The sequence below is a fragment of the Aurantivibrio infirmus genome, assembly GCF_054767315.1.
Genome location: NZ_BAAFSK010000001.1, coordinates 343,269 through 366,388 on the forward strand (window position 1 = coordinate 343,269; position 23,120 = coordinate 366,388).

17 protein-coding genes and 1 tRNA gene are annotated in these 23,120 nt (G+C 45.0%); 11 read left to right on the plus strand and 7 right to left on the minus strand.

Features of this window, described 5'->3' with window-relative positions; genetic code table 11:
- Nucleotides 1-357: 357 nt before the first annotated feature.
- The 3 genes from ACYUCY_RS01665 to ACYUCY_RS01675 all read left to right on the plus strand — a co-directional run bounded on the left by ACYUCY_RS01665 (nucleotide 358) and on the right by ACYUCY_RS01675 (nucleotide 1,418).
- Complete coding sequence (locus tag ACYUCY_RS01665; protein ID WP_460224702.1) at nucleotides 358-759, plus strand: GFA family protein; 402 nt, start codon at nucleotides 358-360, stop codon at nucleotides 757-759.
- A 45-nt stretch (nucleotides 760-804) separates the two neighbouring features.
- The gene (locus tag ACYUCY_RS01670; protein WP_460224703.1) at nucleotides 805-1,041 is read left to right on the plus strand and encodes a DUF1059 domain-containing protein; all 237 of its coding nucleotides are present in this window, start codon (nucleotides 805-807) and stop codon (nucleotides 1,039-1,041) included.
- Between the two features lie 65 nt (nucleotides 1,042-1,106).
- Nucleotides 1,107-1,418, plus strand: coding sequence for an antibiotic biosynthesis monooxygenase family protein (locus ACYUCY_RS01675; RefSeq protein WP_460224704.1), 312 nt, complete (start codon nucleotides 1,107-1,109; stop codon nucleotides 1,416-1,418).
- A 950-nt stretch (nucleotides 1,419-2,368) separates the two neighbouring features.
- Here the strand turns inward: ACYUCY_RS01675 and ACYUCY_RS01680 are convergent.
- The 3 genes from ACYUCY_RS01680 to rpoD all read right to left on the minus strand — a co-directional run bounded on the left by ACYUCY_RS01680 (nucleotide 2,369) and on the right by rpoD (nucleotide 5,865).
- Nucleotides 2,369-2,445: transfer RNA gene (locus ACYUCY_RS01680), tRNA-Ile, on the minus strand.
- Between the two features lie 346 nt (nucleotides 2,446-2,791).
- Entirely contained in the window at nucleotides 2,792-3,760 is a 969-nt protein-coding gene (cysK, locus tag ACYUCY_RS01685; protein ID WP_460224705.1) for a cysteine synthase A, read from the minus strand.
- A gap of 218 nt (nucleotides 3,761-3,978) precedes the next feature.
- Nucleotides 3,979-5,865 (minus strand): RNA polymerase sigma factor RpoD, encoded by a 1,887-nt coding sequence (gene rpoD, locus ACYUCY_RS01690; RefSeq protein ID WP_460225102.1) that lies wholly within the window; start codon nucleotides 5,863-5,865, stop codon nucleotides 3,979-3,981.
- Between the two features lie 431 nt (nucleotides 5,866-6,296).
- Here rpoD and ACYUCY_RS01695 point away from each other — a divergent pair, with 431 nt between their 5' ends.
- Nucleotides 6,297-8,312: a sodium-translocating pyrophosphatase gene (locus ACYUCY_RS01695; protein WP_460224706.1), complete on the plus strand. Its 2,016-nt coding sequence runs from the start codon at nucleotides 6,297-6,299 to the stop codon at nucleotides 8,310-8,312.
- A gap of 68 nt (nucleotides 8,313-8,380) precedes the next feature.
- On the opposite strand, the gene ACYUCY_RS01700 is transcribed toward ACYUCY_RS01695, so the two are convergent.
- Nucleotides 8,381-9,214: a methyltransferase family protein gene (locus ACYUCY_RS01700; protein WP_460224707.1), complete on the minus strand. Its 834-nt coding sequence runs from the start codon at nucleotides 9,212-9,214 to the stop codon at nucleotides 8,381-8,383.
- Between the two features lie 257 nt (nucleotides 9,215-9,471).
- Here ACYUCY_RS01700 and ACYUCY_RS01705 point away from each other — a divergent pair, with 257 nt between their 5' ends.
- Nucleotides 9,472-10,167: a winged helix-turn-helix transcriptional regulator gene (locus ACYUCY_RS01705; RefSeq protein ID WP_460224708.1), complete on the plus strand. Its 696-nt coding sequence runs from the start codon at nucleotides 9,472-9,474 to the stop codon at nucleotides 10,165-10,167.
- A gap of 300 nt (nucleotides 10,168-10,467) precedes the next feature.
- On the opposite strand, the gene ACYUCY_RS01710 is transcribed toward ACYUCY_RS01705, so the two are convergent.
- The 3 genes from ACYUCY_RS01710 to ACYUCY_RS01720 are packed head-to-tail and all read right to left on the minus strand — an operon-like array spanning nucleotide 10,468 to nucleotide 12,921.
- On the minus strand, nucleotides 10,468-11,055 hold the full coding sequence (locus tag ACYUCY_RS01710) for a nuclear transport factor 2 family protein (RefSeq protein ID WP_460224709.1): 588 nt from the start codon (nucleotides 11,053-11,055) through the stop codon (nucleotides 10,468-10,470).
- Between the two features lie 11 nt (nucleotides 11,056-11,066).
- Nucleotides 11,067-11,609 carry an MOSC domain-containing protein gene (locus ACYUCY_RS01715; RefSeq protein WP_460224710.1) on the minus strand — a complete coding sequence of 181 codons (543 nt, stop codon included), beginning with the start codon at nucleotides 11,607-11,609 and terminating at the stop codon, nucleotides 11,067-11,069.
- A gap of 49 nt (nucleotides 11,610-11,658) precedes the next feature.
- Nucleotides 11,659-12,921 carry a 6-phosphofructokinase gene (locus ACYUCY_RS01720; protein WP_460224711.1) on the minus strand — a complete coding sequence of 421 codons (1,263 nt, stop codon included), beginning with the start codon at nucleotides 12,919-12,921 and terminating at the stop codon, nucleotides 11,659-11,661.
- Nucleotides 12,922-13,141: 220 nt separating this feature from the next.
- On the opposite strand from ACYUCY_RS01720, the gene mpl reads away from it, so the two are divergent.
- The 6 genes from mpl (at nucleotide 13,142) to ACYUCY_RS01750 (ending at nucleotide 23,069) form a co-directional block, all read left to right on the plus strand.
- Nucleotides 13,142-14,527: a UDP-N-acetylmuramate:L-alanyl-gamma-D-glutamyl-meso-diaminopimelate ligase gene (mpl, locus tag ACYUCY_RS01725; RefSeq protein ID WP_460224712.1), complete on the plus strand. Its 1,386-nt coding sequence runs from the start codon at nucleotides 13,142-13,144 to the stop codon at nucleotides 14,525-14,527.
- A gap of 174 nt (nucleotides 14,528-14,701) precedes the next feature.
- Nucleotides 14,702-15,313, plus strand: a complete 612-nt coding sequence (locus ACYUCY_RS01730) for a flavin prenyltransferase UbiX (protein ID WP_460224713.1) — start codon at nucleotides 14,702-14,704, stop codon at nucleotides 15,311-15,313.
- Between the two features lie 248 nt (nucleotides 15,314-15,561).
- Nucleotides 15,562-17,289: a protein kinase domain-containing protein gene (locus ACYUCY_RS01735; protein ID WP_460224714.1), complete on the plus strand. Its 1,728-nt coding sequence runs from the start codon at nucleotides 15,562-15,564 to the stop codon at nucleotides 17,287-17,289.
- 281 nt (nucleotides 17,290-17,570) lie between these two features.
- Nucleotides 17,571-20,222: an efflux RND transporter permease subunit gene (locus ACYUCY_RS01740; protein ID WP_460224715.1), complete on the plus strand. Its 2,652-nt coding sequence runs from the start codon at nucleotides 17,571-17,573 to the stop codon at nucleotides 20,220-20,222.
- A gap of 157 nt (nucleotides 20,223-20,379) precedes the next feature.
- A complete protein-coding gene (locus ACYUCY_RS01745; protein ID WP_460224716.1) occupies nucleotides 20,380-20,874 on the plus strand; it encodes a (2Fe-2S)-binding protein in 495 nt (164 codons plus the stop codon).
- On the plus strand, nucleotides 20,871-23,069 hold the full coding sequence (locus tag ACYUCY_RS01750; protein WP_460224717.1) for a xanthine dehydrogenase family protein molybdopterin-binding subunit: 2,199 nt from the start codon (nucleotides 20,871-20,873) through the stop codon (nucleotides 23,067-23,069). The genes ACYUCY_RS01745 and ACYUCY_RS01750 overlap by 4 nt, the downstream gene beginning before the upstream one ends.
- Nucleotides 23,070-23,120: the final 51 nt, after the last annotated feature.

The window sequence follows — 23,120 nt, forward strand, 5'->3', positions numbered from 1 at the left end:
CGGAGTATATAACAGTCAAAATGAAGCGCCAACATTCTATGTTTGACCAATTACCCGTGGTTTTAATGCCAAAGCTAAGCTTATGAATGTAGATCTTTTGGGGTTTTTACCGCAATCAGAAAATCAAAATATGAAGAGTTTGCTTCGCGGTGAAAATTATTTTGGAGAATAATTTTACCTGGTATGTCCCGTATTAATAAGCTGCTTTGAGGCCTCGTTCAAATATTCTGAGCGACCCTAGGTGTTTGAAATGGATATATTTAGCTTTGGTAAAGTTGCTTGAGAGGAATTATCCATCATGTAAATATGAATTTTTTCTAACCAATAGTTATGTGCGTAGTATTTCGGAGAGATAGCATGAATGGAAGTTGTCTTTGTGGGGCCGTTCAGTATGAAGTGGCTAGTTTGGATGGGCCCATAGAACACTGTTCATGTATTACCTGCAGGAAGGCTCACTCCGCTGCATTTAATACAGCTGCAGGTGTAAAGTTAAAGAACTTTAAGTGGGTGAGCGGAGAAGGTTTATTAAGCACGTACGAATCATCCCCTGGCAAAAGGCGTCGTTTTTGTTCGATATGCGGCTCACAGCTAGTCGCCGAATATCCAGGAAAACCATACGTAGTTTTACGCGTTGCGACATTGGACGAAGATCCTGGAAAGGTTGCCGAGTTTCAAATTTGGAAATCGCAAGAAGCGGCGTGGTTAGTTTATGATAGTGATATTCCCAAATACGACGAGTGGGAACCAGGCCATGCATAGAGAAGATAACAATTTTTTTAGTTTTAATATAATACGGAGGTCCTAATGAAAACTATGCGATGTAAAGAACTCGGTGGAGCTTGCGACAAAGAGTTTCAGGCAAATACCTTTGATGAAATAGCTGAATTGAGTAAACAGCACGGAATAGAGATGTTTCAGAAGCGTGACGAAGCTCACCTCAAAGCGATGAATGATATGCAGGCGCTTATGCAAAAACCTGAAGCGATGGCTGAATGGTTTGAAAGCAAAAGAAAAGAATTTGATGCCTTGCCTGAGGGCTAGAAATGTTGCAGTTTCAAAACCTCTTAGATCTACAGATTAAACTATTCGATAGTTAAGGAAATAGAATGGAAAGTGAGCATGATTGTTACGTTGTAATATTTACTGCTACCAGGGGCGAGAATACGGAAGGTTATGATGAGATGGCCATGGAGATGGTGAGTTTAGCTATGCAGCAAGAAGGGTTTTTAAATATTGAGCATGCCCAAATGGGCGATACTTCAATTACCCTTTCATATTGGGGCTCCGAAGAAGCGATAAAGAACTGGAAGAATAATAGTAGGCACCAGGTGGCGCAGGAAAAAGGAAAGAATGGTTGGTACAAGAACTATTCGATCAAAGTGGCAAAAGTTACTCGCCAATATAGTGTTAATCAATAGCAATAAATTTATGGAGAGTTTCTGAAGCTTTTTCGACCTGTAGACGACTAAAGTTTTAAAGAACGTTGTCAATAAAAACCCCAACAATAGATCTGAAGGAGGATTTATTGTTGGGGTTTTTATTTAAATGATGGTGTTTCGCGGATTGGAATTGTGAGCCACCCCCATTATTTTTAGAGAGAAGATCATTGAGCGTTGAGGTGGCTGGTTTAATTGGTTTTCGTGTTTGAAGCCCTCACAGAGTTAATTAAAAACACCTTGGTGTTTTTGACACCACGCGGGGCTTTGCTTCGCTCGTTTCAAAACGCTGGCGCGTTTAGTGAACTGTGCCAATGTGCGAACTAGTCTGTGAGGAACCACCATATAAAAAAACCACCCGAAGGTGGTTTCTTTATGGATGGTGGTTTTTCGTGGACTTGGAATGTGGACCAATCCTGATTTTATAAAGAGTTGAGTCGACTGCGTTTTGTTAGAACTTTATCTGAGCTTAAAGCATCCCTCACAGAGTGAATCAAAAACACTTTAGTGTTTTTGACCCTTCGGGCTGCGCCAATCGGTGAAGCTGTTTGGCTGGTTGCAAAACGCTGGCGCGTTTAGTGAACTGTGCCAATGTGCGAACTAGTCTGTGAGGGACCACCATATAAAAAAACCACCCGAAGGTGGTTTCTTTATATGGTGGTTTTTCGTGGACTTGGAATGTGGACCAATCCTGATTTTATAAAGAGTTGAGTCGACTGCGTTTGGTTAGAACTTTATCTGAGCTTAAAGCATCCCTCACAGAGTGAATCAAAAACACTTTAGTGTTTTTGACCCTTCGGGCTGCGCCAATCGGTGAAGCTGTTTGGCTGGTTGCAAAACGCTGGCGCGTTTAGTGAACTGTGCCAATGTGCGAACTAGTCTGTGAGGGACCACCATATAAAAAAACCACCCGAAGGTGGTTTCTTTATGGATGGTGGTCCCTCACAGACTTGAACTGTGGACCAATCGATTATGAGTCGACTGCTCTAACCAACTGAGCTAAGGGACCTTGAGCTTCGGTTAGATCCTCAATGCTGCGTCGCGTGCTCAGCTCTATTGGTCACATACTTTTACGTATGCTCCCGCTTTCACTTCCGCTGCTCCTTGTCTTGAGGATCTACCCTGTGCTCAACCCGACTATTGGGATGAGCAACAATTTCTTTAATGCGCCTACGCCGCGCCTTGCCCTCGTAAAAAATTCTTGCGTTAACTCTCGCACTGAAATCATGTGTGAAACAGGCTTTGTTAAAGTAGTGAAGGTGGCCCTGGGAGATTCTCGCTCACCTTTCTACTTACCACGAGGCCGCGCATTATAAAGGGCAGCAACTGACTATGCCACCCCTCATCCCTTGGTGCTATTGAACGGTTTCGTTTTCGCTGAACTGGCCTTCGAAGAGGGCGGTTGAGAGATAGCGTTCGGCGGAGTCCGGTAGTATCACGACGATGTTTTTGCCTTGGTGTTCGGGTTGTTGTGATACGCGGTCGGCTATGGCCATGGCGGCGCCACCGCTGATGCCGGTGAGTATGCCTTCTTCTTTCATGAGTTTGTGAGCCCAGGCGATGGCGTCTTCGTTGCTGACTTGTTCGACTTGGTCAACCATTTCCAAATCAAGATTTTTAGGAAGGATACCGGCGCCGATGCCTTGGATTTTATGGGGGCCATGAGTCGGTTCTTCGCCTTTTTTCGCGGCGGTGATCACAGTGCTAGAGCTGGGTTCAATGGCGACAGAGGTGATTGCTTTACCCCGGGTCTTTTTGATGTAGCGAGAAATTCCGGTAAGGGTACCGCCGGTGCCGACGCCGCAGACGAGTACGTCGATTTCGCCATCGGTGTCGTTCCAGATTTCAGGGCCGGTGGTTTTTTCGTGAATTGCTGGATTTGCGGGGTTGTCGAATTGGCTGGGTTTCCAGAACTTATCTGGTGCTTCCGCGGCGATTTCATTGGCTTTGGCGATTGCCGCAGGGATACCTTTCGCACCTTCGGTGAGGACAATAGTTGCGCCCAAGGCTTTCATTAATTGTCTTCGCTCTAGGCTCATGGTGTTTGGCATGACGAGCGTTACCGGATAGCCGCGGGATGCGGCAACGAAGGCGAGGGCGATGCCGGTGTTACCGCTGGTGGGTTCAACTATCGACATGCCAGGTTTTAATGCGCCGCTTTTCTCGGCTTCCCAAATCATATTCGCGCCGATGCGGCATTTAACTGACATCGCTGGGTTGCGACCTTCAATTTTGGCGAAGATTTTGCCTTTGCTGATGCGCTGTATTTTTACGAGTGGCGTGTTGCCAATGGTTTGGCTGTTGTCTTCGAAGATAGAACTCATAATGGATTCCCTGTTTGTTTTAACGCGAACACTTGCGTGTTGGCGATCGTCAATTAGGATTTGAAAATGATTGTGTTCAAGCTTGCTGATTTTTAATTATGTTTCATTCGCGTGCTGGGCATTGTAACTGAAAATAAGCGTTGGCGATTGGAGAAATAAAAAAGGTCGGATGATCCGACCTTTTTAAAACAACCTTTGCCCAGCAATTTTCGGCGTAATTACTCGTCCAAAAAGCTGCGCAAATGATCTGAGCGCGAAGGGTGACGAAGTTTACGTAAGGCTTTGGCTTCGATCTGACGAATTCGTTCACGGGTTACGTCGAATTGTTTGCCAACTTCTTCTAAGGTGTGGTCGGTGTTCATATTGATACCGAAACGCATGCGTAATACTTTCGCTTCGCGGGCGGTGAGGCCTGCCAGTACTTCGCGAGTTGATTCTGTTAGACCTTCGCCGGTCGCAGATTCCACCGGAGAAACGATGGTGCCATCTTCAATAAAATCACCAAGATGCGAATCTTCGTCATCACCAATTGGTGTTTCCATAGAGATCGGTTCTTTGGCAATTTTTAAAACGCGACGAACTTTGTCTTCGGGCATTTCCATACGCTCGCCTAATTCTTCTGGCGTTGGTTCGCGTCCCATTTCCTGCAACATTTGACGCGATACACGATTGAGTTTGTTAATCGTTTCAATCATGTGAACAGGGATACGAATCGTGCGAGCCTGATCTGCAATCGAACGTGTAATCGCCTGACGTATCCACCATGTCGCGTAAGTTGAAAACTTATAACCGCGACGATATTCGAATTTGTCGACGGCTTTCATCAAACCAATATTGCCTTCTTGAATTAAATCGAGGAATTGTAAACCGCGGTTGGTGTATTTTTTCGCGATAGAAATTACAAGGCGCAAGTTCGCTTCAACCATTTCTTTTTTCGCGCGACGCGCTCGCGCTTCACCGATTGACATGCGACGGTTGATTTCTTTTATCGTTGCAAGATCGAGGTTGATGTCTTCTTCAATCTGCTGAAGTTTGCGCTGTGAACGCAAAATATCATCCGCAAAAGGTTTTAAGGCGTCTGAGTAATCGCGCTTCTTTTTAATGATGTCTGGAATCCAGGCTTCATTGATTTCGTTGCCGGGGAATTCCTTGATAAAGGTCTTGCGAGGCATGCCCGCATCACGCACGCATAAAGTCATTACAGTGCGCTCTTCACGGCGTACCCGATGAAGGATATCGCGGATGCGGTTGTAAATCGGATCGAACTGGCGCGGCGGTAATTTGAAGAACTTGAAGATTTCTCCTAGCGCGTCTAATTCTTTTCCGGCTTGTTTACTGTTTTGGCCATGCTTGGCTAAGATCTTGTCGGATTTTGCGAGCTGTTTGGCGAGCTTGGTAAACCTTTCTTTCGCTTCGATCGGATCAACGCCAGTGTTGGCTTCTTCTTCATCCTCAGACTCGTCGCCATCATCGTCATCGTCGTCGTTATTTTTGTTGTTCTTGGCCGCCGCTTCGGCAATATTTTGCTGTTGCTGCATCGGCGAAGGAACATTGTCAGCGGGATCAAGCCAGCCGGCAATAATATCAACGAGACGTCGCTCTTCTTTTTCAACGAGGTTGTATTCATCAACAATAAGGCTGACCGTATTTGGCCAGTAGGCCATCGCATGCATCAGTTCGCGAATGCCTTCCTCGATACGCTTTGCGATGGCGATCTCGCCTTCGCGGGTAAGTAGTTCAACCGTTCCCATTTCGCGCATATACATGCGAACCGGGTCGGTGGTGCGGCCGGCTTCAGTTTCAACAGCGGCTAGCGCTGCGGCGGCTTCGGCAGCGGCGATTTCATCAGCTGAGGAGTCGCCATCCGCCATCAATAATGCTTCTGCATCGGGGGCGGTTTCAAAAACGCGAATCCCCATGTCATTGATCATTTGGATGATGTCTTCGACCTGATCTGGATCGGAAATGTCTTCCGGTAAGTGGTCATTTACTTCGGCATAAGTTAGATAGCCCTGCTCTTTACCGCGGGCGATTAACTCTTTGATACGGGATTGTTTAGTAGCAGACATTCGGGTCCTTTGGGTGTGATCTAGAACTGATAGCAGAGAGTGGCAAAAGGTAACAGGCAAGTATAACGATATATGGGGGATTGATCTAGATTGTTCAAGGTTTTTAAGCGCTGCCCCGGGCAATAAATGTTTGATTTGGGGTGATTTGTAACCTTTGAACTACCCAGTGAGCTCGAGTTCCCTGGGTGTTTGCCGTTGGCACTGAGGTCGCATAGAATCACTCGTCGGGGAAATGGGGGATCGAGTTCATTTCCGCTGCTACACGGTTTTGCCGTTGCTAGCCATCTCCACGCGTTTTGCTTATCAAATCTTTCGCCTACACGGGCGTGATGACTTGGTCGAAAGATTAAGTTTTATCGTCGGTTGTTGGAATCTGTCGCTTGCGTAAGCGCGGTTCTTGGGTGATTTATGCAGGCGCTGATTAAACGAGTCAAAATTATAAAATAACAATTATTTGAGGAGTGTATATGGATCAGTTGCTGTTGCCACCGGCCTTAGGGGTCGCTGGCCTGATCGCGGCATTTATTGTCTATCAGATCGTAAAGAAATATCCCGCTGGAGATGGCTTAGTTGCCGAGATTGGTGATGCAATTCACCAAGGCGCAATGGTTTTTATGCGCCGGGAATACATGATTTTGGGTGCTTTCGCGCTGGTTGTCGTGGCGCTATTGTTTGTCGGTTTTAAATCTTGGCATACCCCAGTTGCCTTTATCGCTGGCGCTTTGTGTTCAGCGATTGCTGGTTACATTGGTATGTATACTGCTACCAAAGCAAACGTGAGAACCACTATGGCGGCTAGCACTCACGGTGCGGCAACGGCCTTAAGTGTCGCGTTTTTTGGCGGCTCCATCATGGGTTTGGTGGTTGCGTCCATGGGTTTGCTCGGGCTTGGCGGACTCTATTATTTCTTTGGCGCTGAACACGCTGAGGCGATTCACGGTTTCGGTATGGGGGCATCGGTTGTTGCGCTGTTCAGTCGTGTCGGTGGTGGCATCTTCACCAAAAGTGCCGACGTTGGTGCTGACTTGGTGGGCAAAATTGAAGCAGGTATTCCTGAAGATGACCCAAGAAACCCTGGTGTAATTGCCGACAACGTTGGCGACAACGTGGGCGATGTTGCCGGTATGGGTTCGGATATTTTTGAGTCTTACTGTGGGTCAATGATCGCGACCATCGCGATTGCCTCGACTATGGGAATTGTCGCTGTCGAAGCGTTGGGTGGTAACAGCGAGCAACTAATGTTCATGCCATTGGCTTTGGCTTCTAGCGGATTAATCTGTTCAATATTAGGTATCTTTATCGTCAAGCTTATGTCCGGCAAGGCGCCAGATGTGGCCTTAAGAATCGGAACCATAGGTGCGGCGGTTTTATTTATCATCGCAGCGTTTTTCTTGGTAGCTCAGCTCGGTGTTGCCACCAGCGTATGGTGGTGTGTGGTCTGCGGTGCTGTGGGTGGTATCGGTATTGGTTTGGTTACTGAGTACTACACCGGCGGTAAACCCGTTCGAAAACTAGCGGCGGACGGTGAAACTGGTCCGGCTACGGTAATGATTTCTGGTTTGGCGACAGGTATGGAATCTGTTGTGGTACCGGTGTTAATCATTGCCGGCATTATCTTCTCGACTAGTATGCTGTTGCCAGATGGCGCTGGCGTTTATGGGGTTGGTATAGCGGCCGTAGGGATGTTGGCAACTGTCGGGATCACTATGGCAATTGACGCATACGGCCCAATCGCAGATAACGCGGGTGGTATCGCTGAGATGGCTGAGCTGGGCGAAGAAACTCGCGAAATTACTGATGGTCTTGACGAAGTTGGTAATACTACCGCCGCCATTGGTAAAGGTTTTGCGATTGGAGCGGCAGGTCTTGCTGCCTTAGCAATTATTGCCGCTTTTATTGAAACCGTTGAAAACAATGTTGATGGTTTCGCATTGGATATCAGTAATCCCTTGGTACTAACGGGAATGTTCATCGGCGGTATTTTCCCCTTCCTGGTGAGCGCCTTAACTATGCGTGCTGTCGGTGATGCGGCTTTCGATATGATTAAAGAAATTCGCCGACAGTTCCGAGAAATTCCTGGTTTGATGGAAGGCACTGCGAAACCCGATAGTGCACGCTGTGTCGATATTGCGACTAAAGCCGCTTTGCGGAAGATGGTTGCACCCGGCGTCTTGGCTGTTGCCGCGCCTGTTGTTGTCGGTTTCGGCATCGGCCCTGAAGCTTTGGGTGGAATGCTAGGCGGCGCTTTGATCACCTGCGTATTGATGGCGCTAATGATGGCAAATGCGGGTGGCGCTTGGGATAACGCCAAAAAGTTTGTCGAGAAGGGCAACTTGGGTGGTAAAGGTTCAGACACCCATAAAGCTGTTGTTGTTGGCGATACTGTTGGTGATCCCTTTAAGGATACCTCTGGGCCAGCGATGAATATCTTGATCAACGTGATGGCAATTGTTAGCTTGGTTATCGCGCCTTTATTGGGCTAGATTTCAAAGCTAAGAACGAAACAAAAAAGGAAGCCTAGGCTTCCTTTTTTTATGCGTGTTATTTTTTGTTACTGCGTTGATTTCTTCACAGTGAAAAACATGCCCACGCGTTTTTTGTAATCGATATAGGTCTTGCCAAATTCTCTGATTAAATCTTTTTCTTCAAAGCCTACACCAATAAAAATATAAACCGTAAAGCAAAGGGCGAGAACCAGTTTTGTCATTGTCATTACCGGAACACACCAAATACCGATAAGAACGCCGAGCATTATTGGGTGGCGGCTGAAGCGATACATCCAATTTTCTTTGAATTCAGGATTTACGTAGCTTTTATTTTGCAGCGCAAACCACACTTGCCGAAGCCCAAATAAATCCCAGTGATTAATCGCAAAAGTTGCTGCGACCAAATATGTCCAACCGATAGCAAAACCTGCCCACAGTACTATTTGTGCTGTTTGTGACTCTACTTGCCAAGCAAAGCCAGTAAGCGGTTGCCAAAAGGCGACCATAATGAAGGCACAAATACCGCTGGTCCAAACGAAAGTACTTCGTTCGCTTGCTTCGCCAAACACGCTTTTAAAAAACTCTTTGAATTTTGGTCGCGCCATTATTGAATGCTGTAAACCAAATACCAGTGTTAGCGCGATATTAATAATTATGGCGAGGGCGGCATTGTCTGTAATCACGAACATGCTACCCAGTGGAATGAAGCCAGCCATTGAAAAAATTATTGCCAGTAGGCCACTAAAGCCGATTGCGTAAGAGCTTAAGCCGTACAAGGCGAGCCCTGATTTTTGAGCAATTCCCATTTCTTGTCTTCCTGATAAGTGGTTCTTATATACGAAATCTTCCCGTGGTTGATTCGGCTGTTGAGATGATCGGACCGTATTTGTGAATGACATTTTCTCCTCCTGAAAATCTAGCATTAAGTGAATATGTGAAACGCATCAGATACCGTCTATTTGGCTGCGGTATTGATCAGATGGACGCATCTTAGGGGGCGCGGTGATCGATAGATACTCCTCAATCAGTAGTAACCAACTACGTAATGTGTAGTTGTTAACTTCATAAACTGGAGTTAAAGACTCGAATTGGGTATTGTAGGGAGCTTTACAGTCTATCCATTGGTTTAGACATTTCGGGGCGAGGAGAAATATATATGCAATATGGCCAATTTTGCCCGATCGCTAAAGCGGCAGAAATCCTCGGAGATAAATGGTCCTTACTTATTGTGCGAGAGCTCCTGATGGGTGGGAACCGATTTAATGTTTTGCAACGCGGCTTAGGTGGTATCTCGCCAACCATACTGACAAAGCGCCTCAACGATTTTGCGGCGCAGGGCATATTGATTAAAAAGAAAATTCAGGGCCAGAAAGGTTACGAGTATTTTTTAACAGAATGCGGAAAGGAGTTGCTGCCGCTGGTAAAGGAATTCGGTACCTGGGGGATGCGCTGGGCACGAGATGGAATGCCAGAATCAGACTTGGATGCTGAATTATTAATTATGTATTTAGAGCGCAGTATTGTTACAGACAAATTGATAGGTAATGAATCTGTAATCCGTTTTCAATTCACCGATCTCGAGGATATTAAAACGTGGTGGTTGGTGATTAAAGGTGATGAAGTCGATGCTTGCATTAGTGATCCAGGGAAAGATATCGATGTTTATATCACCACAGATTTACGAACCATGATTGAACTCTGGATGGGTGACCTGAGTTATTCGAGCGCGATTGCAGATAAAAAATTCACTATTGTTGGGCCGACGGCCTTGACTAAAAATATATCGTCCTGGATGAATTGTTCTATCTTTGAAGGGATCGCTCCGGCGAAAGATATAAGACACGCGGGTTAATCGCAGCGGAGGCTTATCTTGTAGGTTTATTATGGTTTCTAAACCCTTTTTAAAAACAATTACCCTGCTTCTATTTTATTTCGCGAACTCGCCTACAGCTTTGGCTTAGTTAAAAACCGCGACTTTATAAGTTCGACTATTCGATTGTGACTGAGATTGCTGCGTAAAAGAGTTATATCCCTCCGAGCCAGAACACCAAAATTATTACTAAAAAAATCCGATCAGATATCGTTTTTATCGACGAGGGTGTGGACGAGATATGCGCTTAAAAGAATTGTGGGGCGACAAATAAAATTTTATCTACTGATGTTTTTCTAATTCTTTTTTTAAGTTTTCATCGAGTTTTTGTAGAAAGGCTTGTATCTCTTGGTTGGCCTCTTCGCTTTGCTGCTGTAGGGCTTGGCTGGCATTAGACAATTCTTCTGCCATCGAGTTGGTGATTGAGTCGCCTAATTCTAAAAATGCATTGGCGCTATCGGCAAGCGCAGCTTCTAAACCCGATAGTGTGGATGCGTAAACACTATCGAAAAACACTTTTTGCGTTTGTTCGGTATCTATCTTCCAGCCGTCATCGGTCTTCCTTAAAATTGTCTTGGTGCCAAAAGTGGATTCTTTTTCCGAATCTTTCCAAGTAAGCAGGGTATCGACTTTCGCAATATCTCCCTCGATTTTAATATCACCGAACACTACCTTGCTTTCGTCGCCGGGATCGAGAATTTTATGGAGGCTAGAGGCTTCTTGATCGAATACCAGTGTTGAAATGCTTGCTTCGTCGGAGATAAATAATGCCTGCCAATAGTCATTGGCAACCTGTTCAGGAGAATTTCGTGAACAAGCGGAGAGAATTAACAAGATAAAACAAAATGCGAGTTGGGAAGTTTTGTTCATGCTTGAATATCCTAGACGCGTTCAAGAGGAATAAAGGGCTCTGGCGGCAATTCAACGGTTATTTCATCGTTTGCGGAAATATCACCGCCACATATGACGATTGCCATAACGCCGGCCCGACGAATTATTTTTCCATTCTCATCTCTGTCGAGAACCGCGGCGGTTAAGCCTTGCTGATATTTGTCGAGTTGCGAGCAAGGGTTGCGCAGCCCGGTAATTTCTATCACCGCATGCTCACCAATTTTAAGGCGTGTCGCGGTAGGTAAATTAATTAAGTCTATGCCAAGTGTTGTGATGTTGTCGCCGATCGTGCCTGGCGTGATTATAAAACCTTTGCCCTGTAATTCATCGATTAATTCCTGAGTGATTAAATGCACTTGCCGCAGATTTTTCTGAGTCGGATCGACTTTAATTCGAGATAAGTGTTGAACCGTTTCACCGAAATGTGAATCACCTTCCACCCCAAGACCTTCAATTAAGCGAATTGAAAACGTATTCGGCTTACTAAAAGAATGGTTGGGGCTTAAACTGACGGCGACGACTTTTCCTTTCATAACAACTAATTATCCCGACGTGTTGGTTCGCAGGTGGTCTTCTTCTGCTTTAGATATCGAATGAGGTGTCTAGTTTCTTTTTCACCAATATTTTTTTCAAGCGGGCGTACACAGGTACGCCGTTTTTGTAGGTGGGATAGCTCTCACCTTTGATCAGAGGCTCTAAGTAAGTTCGACATTTTTTGGTAATGGAAAAACCATCTTTGCTAATAAAGTCGCGAGGCATAAATTTCTCGACATTGGCAACTTTTTTCAAGGGCGCTTCTTTGATTTTCCATTTGTAGGGTTTAGAAGATGTTCTGCTAATGGCCGGCATCACTGCGTTTTTGCCAGCCAATGCCATTTTGACACCGGCTTTACCAACAGCGTAAGCTTGTTCAACATCAGTTTGTGAAGCAATGTGCCGTGCTGCACGTTGTAAATAATCGGCAACTGCCCAGTGGTATTTGTAACCGAATTCATCTTTAACCATATTGGCTAGTGTTGGCGCGACTCCGCCGAGCTGAGTGTGTCCGAACGCATCTTTTGTTCCTGCATCGGCGAGAAATTTCCCATCCGCATCTTGGCAGCCTTCTGATGCGACAATGGCGCAATAACCATATTTTTTAACACACTCATCAACTCGCTTTAAAAATTTCTTACGATCAAAAGCAAGTTCGGGAAATAAAATAATATGCGGAGCGTCGCCTTCTTGTTGAGCAGCCAGTCCGCCAGCGGCTGCAATCCAGCCTGCGTGACGACCCATCACTTCCATAACAAATACTTTCGTTGATGTGTCACACATTGATGCGACATCAAGACCCGCTTCCTTTATTGAAACGGCAACGTATTTTGCTACCGAGCCAAAACCAGGGCAGGTATCGGTAATCGGCAAATCATTATCGACGGTTTTTGGGATGTGGATTGCTTGCAGGGGGTAACCCATCGTTTTCGAAAGCTGTGAAATTTTTAAACAGGTATCAGCAGAATCACCACCACCGTTATAAAAAAAGTAACCAATATTGTGGGCTTTGAAAACTTCGATTAAGCGTTCATATTCAGCGCGATTGTCCTCGATACTTTTTAATTTGTAGCGACAAGAACCAAAGGCACCTGAAGGTGTAAATTTTAATGCGGCGATTGTTTTCGCGGATTCTTTCGAGGTGTCAATTAACTCTTCTCGTAGTGCGCCAATAATTCCGTTACGACCGGCGTATACTTTGCCAATTTTATCTTTATGTTTGCGAGCAGTTTCAATTACTCCACAGGCACTTGCATTGATGACGGCAGTTACGCCTCCAGATTGTGCGTAAAAGGCGTTCTTCTTAGCCATTATTTCTCCAAGGATTTCGCTTAATCGGGAACTTCGTTAAAAATTCCAAAGACTTGAGTTGTAGGTGGAAATTTGCAGCGCACATGATAGCCAAAAACGGCGCCTTAGGGTAATGACAATAAATGAAAATTTTATGAACTGGGCGGCTGTTAGCTAGAATCTCAACCGTGGTAAGCTGTCGATCCGCAAATAACCCACTCAAAGATAGATTAATTCAGCTATGCATATTCATATACTCGGCGTTTGTGGCACTTTTATGGGAAGCCTGGCGCAGTTGGCGAAGGATTTGGGGCATCGTGTTTCTGGCTGTGATGCCAATGTGTATCCACCAATGAGCACGCAGCTCGAACAGGCGGGTATTGAGCTGATCGAAGGTTTTGATCCCTCACAGTTAAATCCTGCGCCTGACTTAGTCGTTGTTGGCAACGCCATGAGTCGTGGCAATCCGATAGTTGAAGCTTTGTTAAATTCGAGTATCCCCTATGTATCTGGTCCGCAGTGGCTACATGACAATGTGCTGCAGGATAAATGGGTCATTGCCGTTGCGGGCACTCATGGCAAAACCTCAACTAGCAGCTTGGTGACGTGGATTCTTGAGTACGCGGGAATGGATCCGGGTTATTTAATTGGCGGTGTCCCCAGTAATTTCACCCAGTCGGCTCGCTTGAGTAAGACCTCGCCATTTTTTGTTGTTGAAGCGGATGAATATGACACCGCTTTTTTTGATAAGCGTTCAAAGTTTGTGCATTATTTGCCGAGAACTTTAATAATTAACAATCTCGAATTTGATCACGCTGACATTTTTGATGATCTTGCAGCAATTCAAAAACAGTTTCATCACGTTGTGCGAATAGTTCCCAGCAATGGTTTGATCATTTGTCCTGAAAAAACAGCGAGCATTGATGAGGTCATCGAGAAAGGTTGTTGGACGCCCACGCAAACACTCTCGCTTGGCGAAAATAAAATATTAAAAACACCTGACCAATGGCAGGCAAAATTACTCAGTGAAGATGGTAGTCAATTTGAGATTTATTTTGAAGGCGAGTGTGTTGGTGAGGTGAATTGGGCACAAACCGGAACACATAGTGTATTTAACGCGCTTGCCGCAACCGCAGCAGCTCGTCACGTTGGTGTTAAGCCGGAAACGGCAGCACAAGCTTTAGCGAAATTCCAAGGCGTAAAACGCCGTATGGAATCCTTGGGAACTTATCACGGTATTACTGTGTACGATGATTTCGCTCATCACCCAACCGCAATTAAAACAACTTTGGCGGGCTTGCGTGCGAAAGTTGGCAAACAAAAAATTATCGCGTTGATTGAACCTCGTTCAAATACCATGCGAATGGGGGTGCATCAAGCAGCACTTGCCAAGGCTTGTGAAGACGCCGATTGCGTTTTTTGGTATCAGCCACCGAATATGGATTGGTCTCTGCAAGATGTTATTGATACGAGTTCATCTCCTGCTTTTTTGCGTAACGATATAGATGTATTAATTCAAGATGCGATCGCAGCCTCGGACAGGGATTCACATATTGTCATTATGAGTAATGGTGCTTTTGCCGGTGTTCATCGAAAATTAGTAGAAACATTAAAAGCCAGTTCGTAATTTACGTCGTTAAATTATGCGGTTAATTTGTATAGTTAATTGATGTAGTTAGTCTCGACAGGCGATTAGCGCTTCGCTCAAAGCCAATCGTAATGTTGACGTGTTGTTTCAGGTTTATTTTAAGAAATTAACGATCTAGTCGGTTCAAAATCTCGCAACTAAAAGGTAATTATTATGGCCAATTATTATCGAACCGTTACCTTGGCAATGACGGGGGCTTCTGGCGCCCATTATGGTCTGCGTTTGTTGGAATGTTTGTTGGCAGCAGATTGTCAAGTTTACCTTTTGATGTCGAACGCAGCAGAAACTGTTATTGCCACAGAAACAGAACTGGATTTGCCCGATACCTTACTGGCCCAGCAGCGTCTGCTAGCAAAAAATTATAATGCTGCTGAAGAGCAACTTATTTTGCTGGATAAGCAAGACTGGTTTTCACCTGTGGCTTCTGGTTCTAGCTCGCCATCATCGATGGTGATTTGTCCTGCCAGCGGCGGGACTTTGTCGTCGATCGCCTGTGGTGCAAGTAATAATTTGATTGAGCGCGCGGCGGATGTCGCGTTAAAAGAACGACGCCAATTAATTATTGTTCCTCGCGAGATGCCTTATTCAGAAATCCATTTAGAAAACATGCTCAAGCTAACTCGCATGGGCGCGGTTATTATGCCCGCTAGCCCCGGTTTTTATCATGAGCCTCGTAGCATTGAAGATCTTGTGGACTTTGTGGTTGGGCGTATTCTCGATCATCTAGACATTGAGCAAAATATTATGCCTCGCTGGGGCGAATAAGATACCCGTCGCGTTTGAGAGCGACCGATTACATCCCTCCTTCGATTTCTACCATCGTTTCTCCTCCCGAAATGGGGGCTACCCTGCAGCTTCGTCGCACCTCGACACGAGCAAAATTAGGCATCCCCTAAACGCCTCAATTTCAATTCCTAGAGATATGTTTAAAAATTGAAATTTCCAGCTAGGCTTAATTTAATGCACCGTCGATATCGACGGCTTTGAGTGAAAGTTTTAGATAGGAATATTCAATGAGCGTGGTTCAGCTCGAAGGTTATCAGTTTAACGAAAAAATTGGTGAAGGCGGCATGGCAGAAGTCTACCGCGGCCAGCAGCTTTCCTTGGCGCGTCCTGTTGCCATTAAAATTCTCAATCAACAGATGTGCGAACATGGCCAGATTCATGAGGCTTTTGAGCGTGAGGCCGTCATCATTGCGCGACTCAATCACCCCAATATCGTTAACGTCATTGATCGTGGTATGACGCCTCAAGGCACGCCATATTTTATTATGGAATATGTTGAGGGCGCTGATCTAGCGAGCGTGATACGAAGTCGGGAGCTAAGCCTCCGCAATAAACTGGATATTTGTTTGCAACTTTGTAAGGCTTTTGCTTATGCGCATAAAAATTCTGTTATTCATCGTGACATTAAACCCGCCAATATTATTGTCGATCGCGATTTTACGATTAAAGTTTTAGATTTTGGTATCGCTTTGTTTCAAGCAGATAAGAGCGCAGAGACGGATCACGAAGCTAAACCAGAAAGCGAAAATTCTTTTGTTTTGGGAACAGAGTCTTACATGGCGCCAGAGCTGGTAAACTCAACAGCGAATGCGAGTATTAAAACCGATATTTATTCTCTAGGCGTTGTTATGTATGAATTGTTTGCCGGATATTTTCCTGGTGAAGAAGAGCGTCAAAAAAAACCTAGCGATACCGCGTTGCCCGCTAAACTTGCAAATTTGGTTATGAGTTGTCTGGCACATGACGCAAATCAACGACCACCTTCAATGACCGCTGTTTATGATCGTTTGTTGCTTCAGTCTCAAGGTTCACATCTAGATACACAACGGGTAAAGCGCGCGAATGCTGCGGTCAATAATCGCAAAACCTTTTCGTTGCTCGATATTCTTTGGGAAAACGAACAGGGCGCGGTGTATCTTTTTATTGAGAAAAATAGCGGTCAACAATTTGTGGTTAAAAAAACTATTGGACAATTCCACGGTTTTCAAACCTGCCAAACCATGTCGAAGTTAAGTCACAAAAATATTGCGCGTCTTCACGGTGTTTCAAAAAATAAAAATGCCTTTATTGAGGTGATGGATTATTTGAAGGGCGGCAGCTTGCAGGAACGACTTGTTCGTAACTATAGCGTAGAAGAGTTTTTTATTATTGCTCAGCAGATTGTAAATGGCTTAAGTTATGCGCATAAAAACGGTGTTATACACGGGAATTTACGGCCATCGAATATTCTCTTTGATGAGCAAGGCATAGTTAAGGTAGCTGATTTCGGCATGCTTCATCATCGCGAAGAAAGTGATATGCAGAAATCGAAGCGTGATTCGAAGAGCTCCCGCAATCCACCGGCGTTCTACATTGAAAGTGAACCGCTGTGTCCGCAATCGGATATATTCGCGTGCGGGGTAATTTTTTATTTAATGTTGGTGGGGCATTTTCCACTCTTTAAAGGTCAGGCCTTGCATCAATCGCGACATTTTCGCCGTTTACCAGACGATATTCAAAGCCTATTGGCAGGTATGTTAAACCGACAATTGACTGAGCGACCAAGCAGTTTTGAAAGTATCGCTGCAAGTCTAGATCAACAGCTGGGCGATATGCCGACACTCGTGTGCAATTCGGTCCCTGAAAACCGCGAAAGCTCGGAGCGTTCAAGTTTTTCGCATTTTAAGAAAGTACTGAGCATTGGCCTCGTTATGGTCTTAGTTGTCGCGGCCTTTTTCATTGGGCGAGCGATGTAGACTTGTAGCCTTCCTGTTATCTAAACCCCCTTCTTTGTTCGATATCTAATCGTTTACGGCATAAAACTTATTCTTGTAGTATTTGTCTGACGACACTCCCAGGTGGCTTGCATTCATCGTAAAGAATTACGCCTCTAGAAATGGAGTGAGTTCGCTATACTCTCTGCTCGAATTCATTACAATACGCCGAGTAAGTAAACGCTGGGCTGAGTACGGCCAATAACGATAAAAATTCCGAGTGACGAATTACCTCCATAGAAAAAGCACGATAGGCAAACTAGATGATAAATAAATTTGCAGCCTTGTATGAAGCCGCAGTAATCGATCGCCCTAAAATCACTTTAAGCGTCATAGTGTTAATCTTGGTTGGTCTAGCTATGGGGTTGCCGGGTTTTAAGCTTGATGCCTCTGCTGAATCGTTAACGTTAGAGCATGATCGCGCGATCGATTACTCTCGAGAAATTACTGCGCGTTATCAAAGCGGTGATTTTCTCGTGATCACTTATACGCCTAAAGCGCCCTTAATGTCTGACGAATCTTTAGATGCGCTTAAATCTATGCGTGATGAGTTATTGCAGCTAGAGGGCATTGCAAGTGCGAATAGCATTTTAGATGTTCCCTTACTGTATAGCCCCTTGCAAACGCTGACACAGGTTGGCAGTGGTTTACGCACGCTAGAAAACAGCGATGTTGACCGGGAGTTGGCAACACAAGAATTTCTTGAAAGCCCTATCTATCGCGATACTTTGTTGAGCCCGGACAAGCTTACAACCGCTTTGCTTTTAAACTTTGAAGTTGACAACAAATATTTGGAATTGGTTAGGCATCGCGACGAGCTACGATTAAAGCGAGATGAATCTGGGCTAAGCGCTGAAGAACAAGTGGAGCTGGAGCGCGTTAGCGAAGAATTTTTAGTGTATCGCACAGAACGTGATGCGAGTGATCATGCGCGGGTTGCGCAGGTCCGAGAAATTACTGATCGTTATAAAGATAAAGCGGAAATCTTTTTGGGCGGTGTCAGTATGATTACCGCTGATATGATTGCCTTTATCAAAAGTGATCTGGTGGTTTTTGGTCTCGGCATTTTGGTTTTTATTATCGGAATGCTGGTGATCATTTTTCGCCAACCGCGATTTGTATTTCTTCCGCTGATAACCTGTATATTTTCCGTGGTGATGATGTTGGGTTATACCAGTTGGATTGATTGGCGGCTAACGGTCATTTCTTCTAATTTTGTCGCGCTACTGTTGATTATCGCATTGGCTATAACTATTCACTTGATCGTTCGCTATCGTGAATTGCACGCCGCAAATATCGACTGGACACAAAAAGAATTAGTTTCAAAGACCGTTCGGTTGATGGCTTTGCCTTGTTTTTACACTGCGCTGACCACCATCGTTGCTTTCGTTTCATTGGTGGTGAGCGACATCAAACCGGTTATCGATTTTGGTTGGATGATGACGATCGGCCTATGCGTTGCCTTTGTCTTGGCCTTTACTATTATCCCAGCGGGCTTAATGATTTTGCCGAAAGGTGAAGCAAAAGATAAGGGTGACAATTCCGCTGCTTTAACACTTCGGTTTTCCAAGTTTGCAGAAAAGTATGGATCAATAGTTTTGGGGATTTCTTTTGTCGCCGCTACAGCCAGCGTCTATGGTATTTCGAATTTAGTCGTGGAAAACCGTTTTATTGATTACTTTCACAAGTCGACAGAAATTTACCAAGGCATGTCGGCGATCGATCAGCGTTTAGGTGGGACAATAACGCTCGATATTATTTTAGATGTTGAAGCGGAAAATACGCCATCCGAAGCCGCGCCTAGCGAATTAATCAATCAAGAAAATAGTCAGGCATTAGACACTGGCGTTGCCGGTGAAGTTGGTGGCGGCGATGATGATTTTGCCAATGATTATGGCGAAGATGATCCCTTTGGTGAGGAAGATCCTTTCGCATACGACGATTCCTTTGAAGATGACGATCCCTTCGGTGATGGTGATCCTTTTGGCGGCGACGAAGAAAGTGCTCAACAATCCAGTTACTGGTTTACTGTTGCCGGTTTAAGCGAAATAAAACAGCTTCATGATTATTTAGAGTCCTTGCCAGAAATTGGCAGAGTACAATCTTTGGCAACGGCTTACGAAGTTGCTCAAGATATTAATAAAGGCCCGTTGAATGATTTTGAATTGGCAGTAATGAAACAAAGCCTACCAAAAGAAATTGACGATTTTTTAGTGTCGCCGCATTTGTCTTATGAGGCTAATCAAACTCGTATTACTTTACGCGCACAAGAAACCAATCCGAATTTAAGACGTGCAGAACTCATTGAAAAAATTCGTGATTACGCCATTGATGATGTGGGCTTGAAAGCTGAGCAAGTTCATTTCACTGGTTTATTGGTTTTGTATAACAATATGTTGCAAAGTTTGTTTCGTTCGCAAATCGTAACAATGGGTGCAGTTTTTCTTGGCATCATGGTTATGTTCCTGGTGTTGTTCCGCTCTTTTACATTTTCGATAGTTGCTATTATTCCGAATATTCTCGCTGCTGGTTTTGTGCTGGGTAGTATGGGTATTGCAAAAATTCCTCTCGACATGATGACGATCACCATTGCTGCGATTACGGTGGGTGTCGGTGTCGATCATGCGATTCATTATATTTATCGTTTTAAGCAGGAGTTTGCGAAAGATAGAAGTTATGTTCAGGCGATACACCGCTCCCATGCATCGATAGGGCGTGCAATGTATTACACTGCATTAACTATTATTGTGGGCTTTTCAATTTTGGCTTTATCAAAATTTATTCCCTCAATTTATTTTGGTTTGCTTACTGGTCTGGCAATGTTCGCGGCGATTTTAGGCTCGCTTACCTTGTTGCCTAAATTAATTATGATGACCAAGCCGCTCGGTAAAGAAGGTGACACTGCGTCTACTTAATCACTGCGATGTATATAGATGAAGCGAGAATAAGGACCGAGACTCTTAAGCTCGTACTGGCACTGTAAGCGTATTGAATTAAGCAGTATCATTTGGCGCCATAATATTTGGAATCGTTTAAAAAATTTTCTTACCCATATTTGTAACAGGTGGCTCTATGATTGATTTCCAGCTCAACGGTAAATCGGTATCCCTTGATGAGCGCGTCGACCCTTCGACGCCCTTGCTCTGGGCGGTACGAGAACAGCTCGCATTAACGGGTTCTAAGTTTGGCTGTGGTCGGGGTTTGTGTGGTGCATGTACGATGCATGTCGACGGCCAAGCGATGAGAACCTGTGTTTTGCCCATTAGCGCGATAGCTGGGAAAACCGTAACAACCATTGAGGGCCTAGGGGGCGATCATCCGGTTCAACAAGCATGGCAAGATATTAATGTCGTGCAGTGCGGCTACTGCCAATCGGGGCAGATTATGTCGGCGGCAGCTTTGTTAGAGCGAAATCCTAAGCCCAGTGATGCAGATATCGATGCGGCAATGGCAGGAAATATTTGTCGTTGCGGAACCTACTCACGAATTCGCAAAGCCATTCATCAAGCCTCCACCTTAATGGCTAGCCCTGTCCAAATATTTGACCCAGAAGGAGGTGAGCAATGAAATTCACTCGCCGAAAATTTCTCATTGGTACCGGTGTTGTTGGTGGTGGGTTAGTTCTTGGGATTGCATTGACCGGAAGCGACGAAGGTCCAGTTCCGCAAACTGTTGAGAATAGTTTTCAACCAAACGCATGGTTGCAAATTACTACAGACGGCAACGTGATCTTTCAACTCGATAAAGCAGAGATGGGGCAAAATGTTTATTCTGCTTTGACCACAATTATTGCTGAAGAATTAGATTACGATCCCGCAAAAATTCAAGTTCAAATGGCACCACCTCACTCTGCCTATGCTAATGCTGCGCTTGGTATGCAAGTGACTGGCGGCAGTACCAGCGTTAATAGTGCCTGGTTGCCGCTAAGGAATGCAGGTGCATCGGCACGTAGTTTGTTAATGACCGCAGCGGCGCAGCACTGGGGTGTATCGGCGGAGCAGTGCGATACCGATAACGGTTACGTCATCAATAAACACTCAGGAGAAAAATTATCTTATGGTGAATTGTCGGAAGCGGCAAAAAGCTTACCGATTCCTGAGCAAGTCACACTGAAAAACACTAAAGATTTTAAATGGCTCGGCAAATCAACTAAGCGTTTAGATTCTAGAGAAAAAACCAATGGCAGTGCAATTTTTGGTACCGATGTTGATTTACCGAATTTAAAAATCGCCGTCGTTGTGCGGTGTCCACATTTCGGAGGCACCGTAAAAAGTTTTGATGCTGGAAGTATCGATAAATTATTGGGCGTGAAAAAAGTTTTCCAAATTCATAATGGCGTTGCTATCGTTGCAGATTCCTATTGGCAAGCGCGACAGGCCGCCAATCAATTAACTGTTGAGTGGAATAAAGGACCGCTGGCGGATCTCAGCTCTAACAAAATTTTAGAGGCACAACGCAATTTCATTGAAGAGCCTGATGACCTTGTTGAAGCTGCAAATGAAGGCGATGCCGATAGCGCGATTGACGCTGCTAGTAAAGTTATTAGTGCAGAATACAGTGCACCTTTTTTGCACCACAGTTCAATGGAACCGCAAAACTGTACCGCATTAGTGACCGATGATAGTTGTGAAGTATGGGCATCGAATCAGGCGCCAGATATTGTGCGACAAATGGCGGCACAATTTGGTGGCTTTGAGGCAAGCAAAGTAAAAGTAAACTCAACATTTTTGGGCGGTGGTTTTGGTCGCAGAGCGATGTGCGATTTTGCCGGAGAAGCGGCTGCCATTGCCAAGCAAGTTCCTGGTGTTCCTGTCAAAGTGATGTGGTCTCGTGAAGACGATATGCAACATGATTTTTATCGCCCTTCCACTTTACATAAACTCGATGCCACTCTAGATGATCAAGGCCACCTAAGTTCGTGGCGACATCGCTTGGCGTCCGCCAGTATTATAAAAGGCTTTGCGACGACTTTGGCCAGCGGCTACCTGCCTACATGGTTGCCAGAGGCAATGGCGAAAGGCATTGGCCGCTTAGCCGGAAATTTTGCCGCGGGTGCTGATACAAGTATGGCGGAAGGTGCGGTTGTTCCTTATCACGTTGCAAATAAAAAAGTGGATGTTGCACTTTATGATCCAGGTATTCCTTTAGGTTTTTGGCGTTCCGTGGGCCATTCACACAATGCATTTGTCGCAGAAGGTTTTGCCGACGAAATGGCTCATGCAGCGAATCAAGATCCTGTCGAATTTCGTTTAAAGCATTTAACAGATCATCCGCGACACAAGGGTGTATTAGAGGCTGTCGCAAAAGCTGCAAACTGGGGTAATCCCGCAGCGGGCCGTTTTCAAGGTGTCGCCGTTCATGAATCGTTTTTGTCTTATGTTGCAGAGGTCGTAGAGGTTTCGTTACAAGACTCTGGATATAAAATCGAGCGTGTTGTCTGCGCTGTTGATTGTGGTTTTGTTGTTAATCCTGATAATGTTACGGCGCAAATAGAAAGTGCTGTTGTTTATGGATTATCGGCGGCGCTAAAACCGCCCGTAACAATTGATGATGGGCGTGTAGTGCAAAGTAATTTTCATGATCTTCCAGTGCTAAGAATAAATGAGGTCCCGCCAATTGAAGTTGTGCTAATTGATAGCCAAGAGGCGCCAACGGGCGTCGGTGAAATTGGCTTGCCGCCATTGGCGCCAGCCTTGGCGAATGCAATTTTCGCGGCGACGGGGCAACGACTTAGAGATTTACCTTTGGTGTTAAAGTCTTAAGTTGGTATTTCGATACTCGATACTTCGCTAAATATTTACAAATAATTTTTT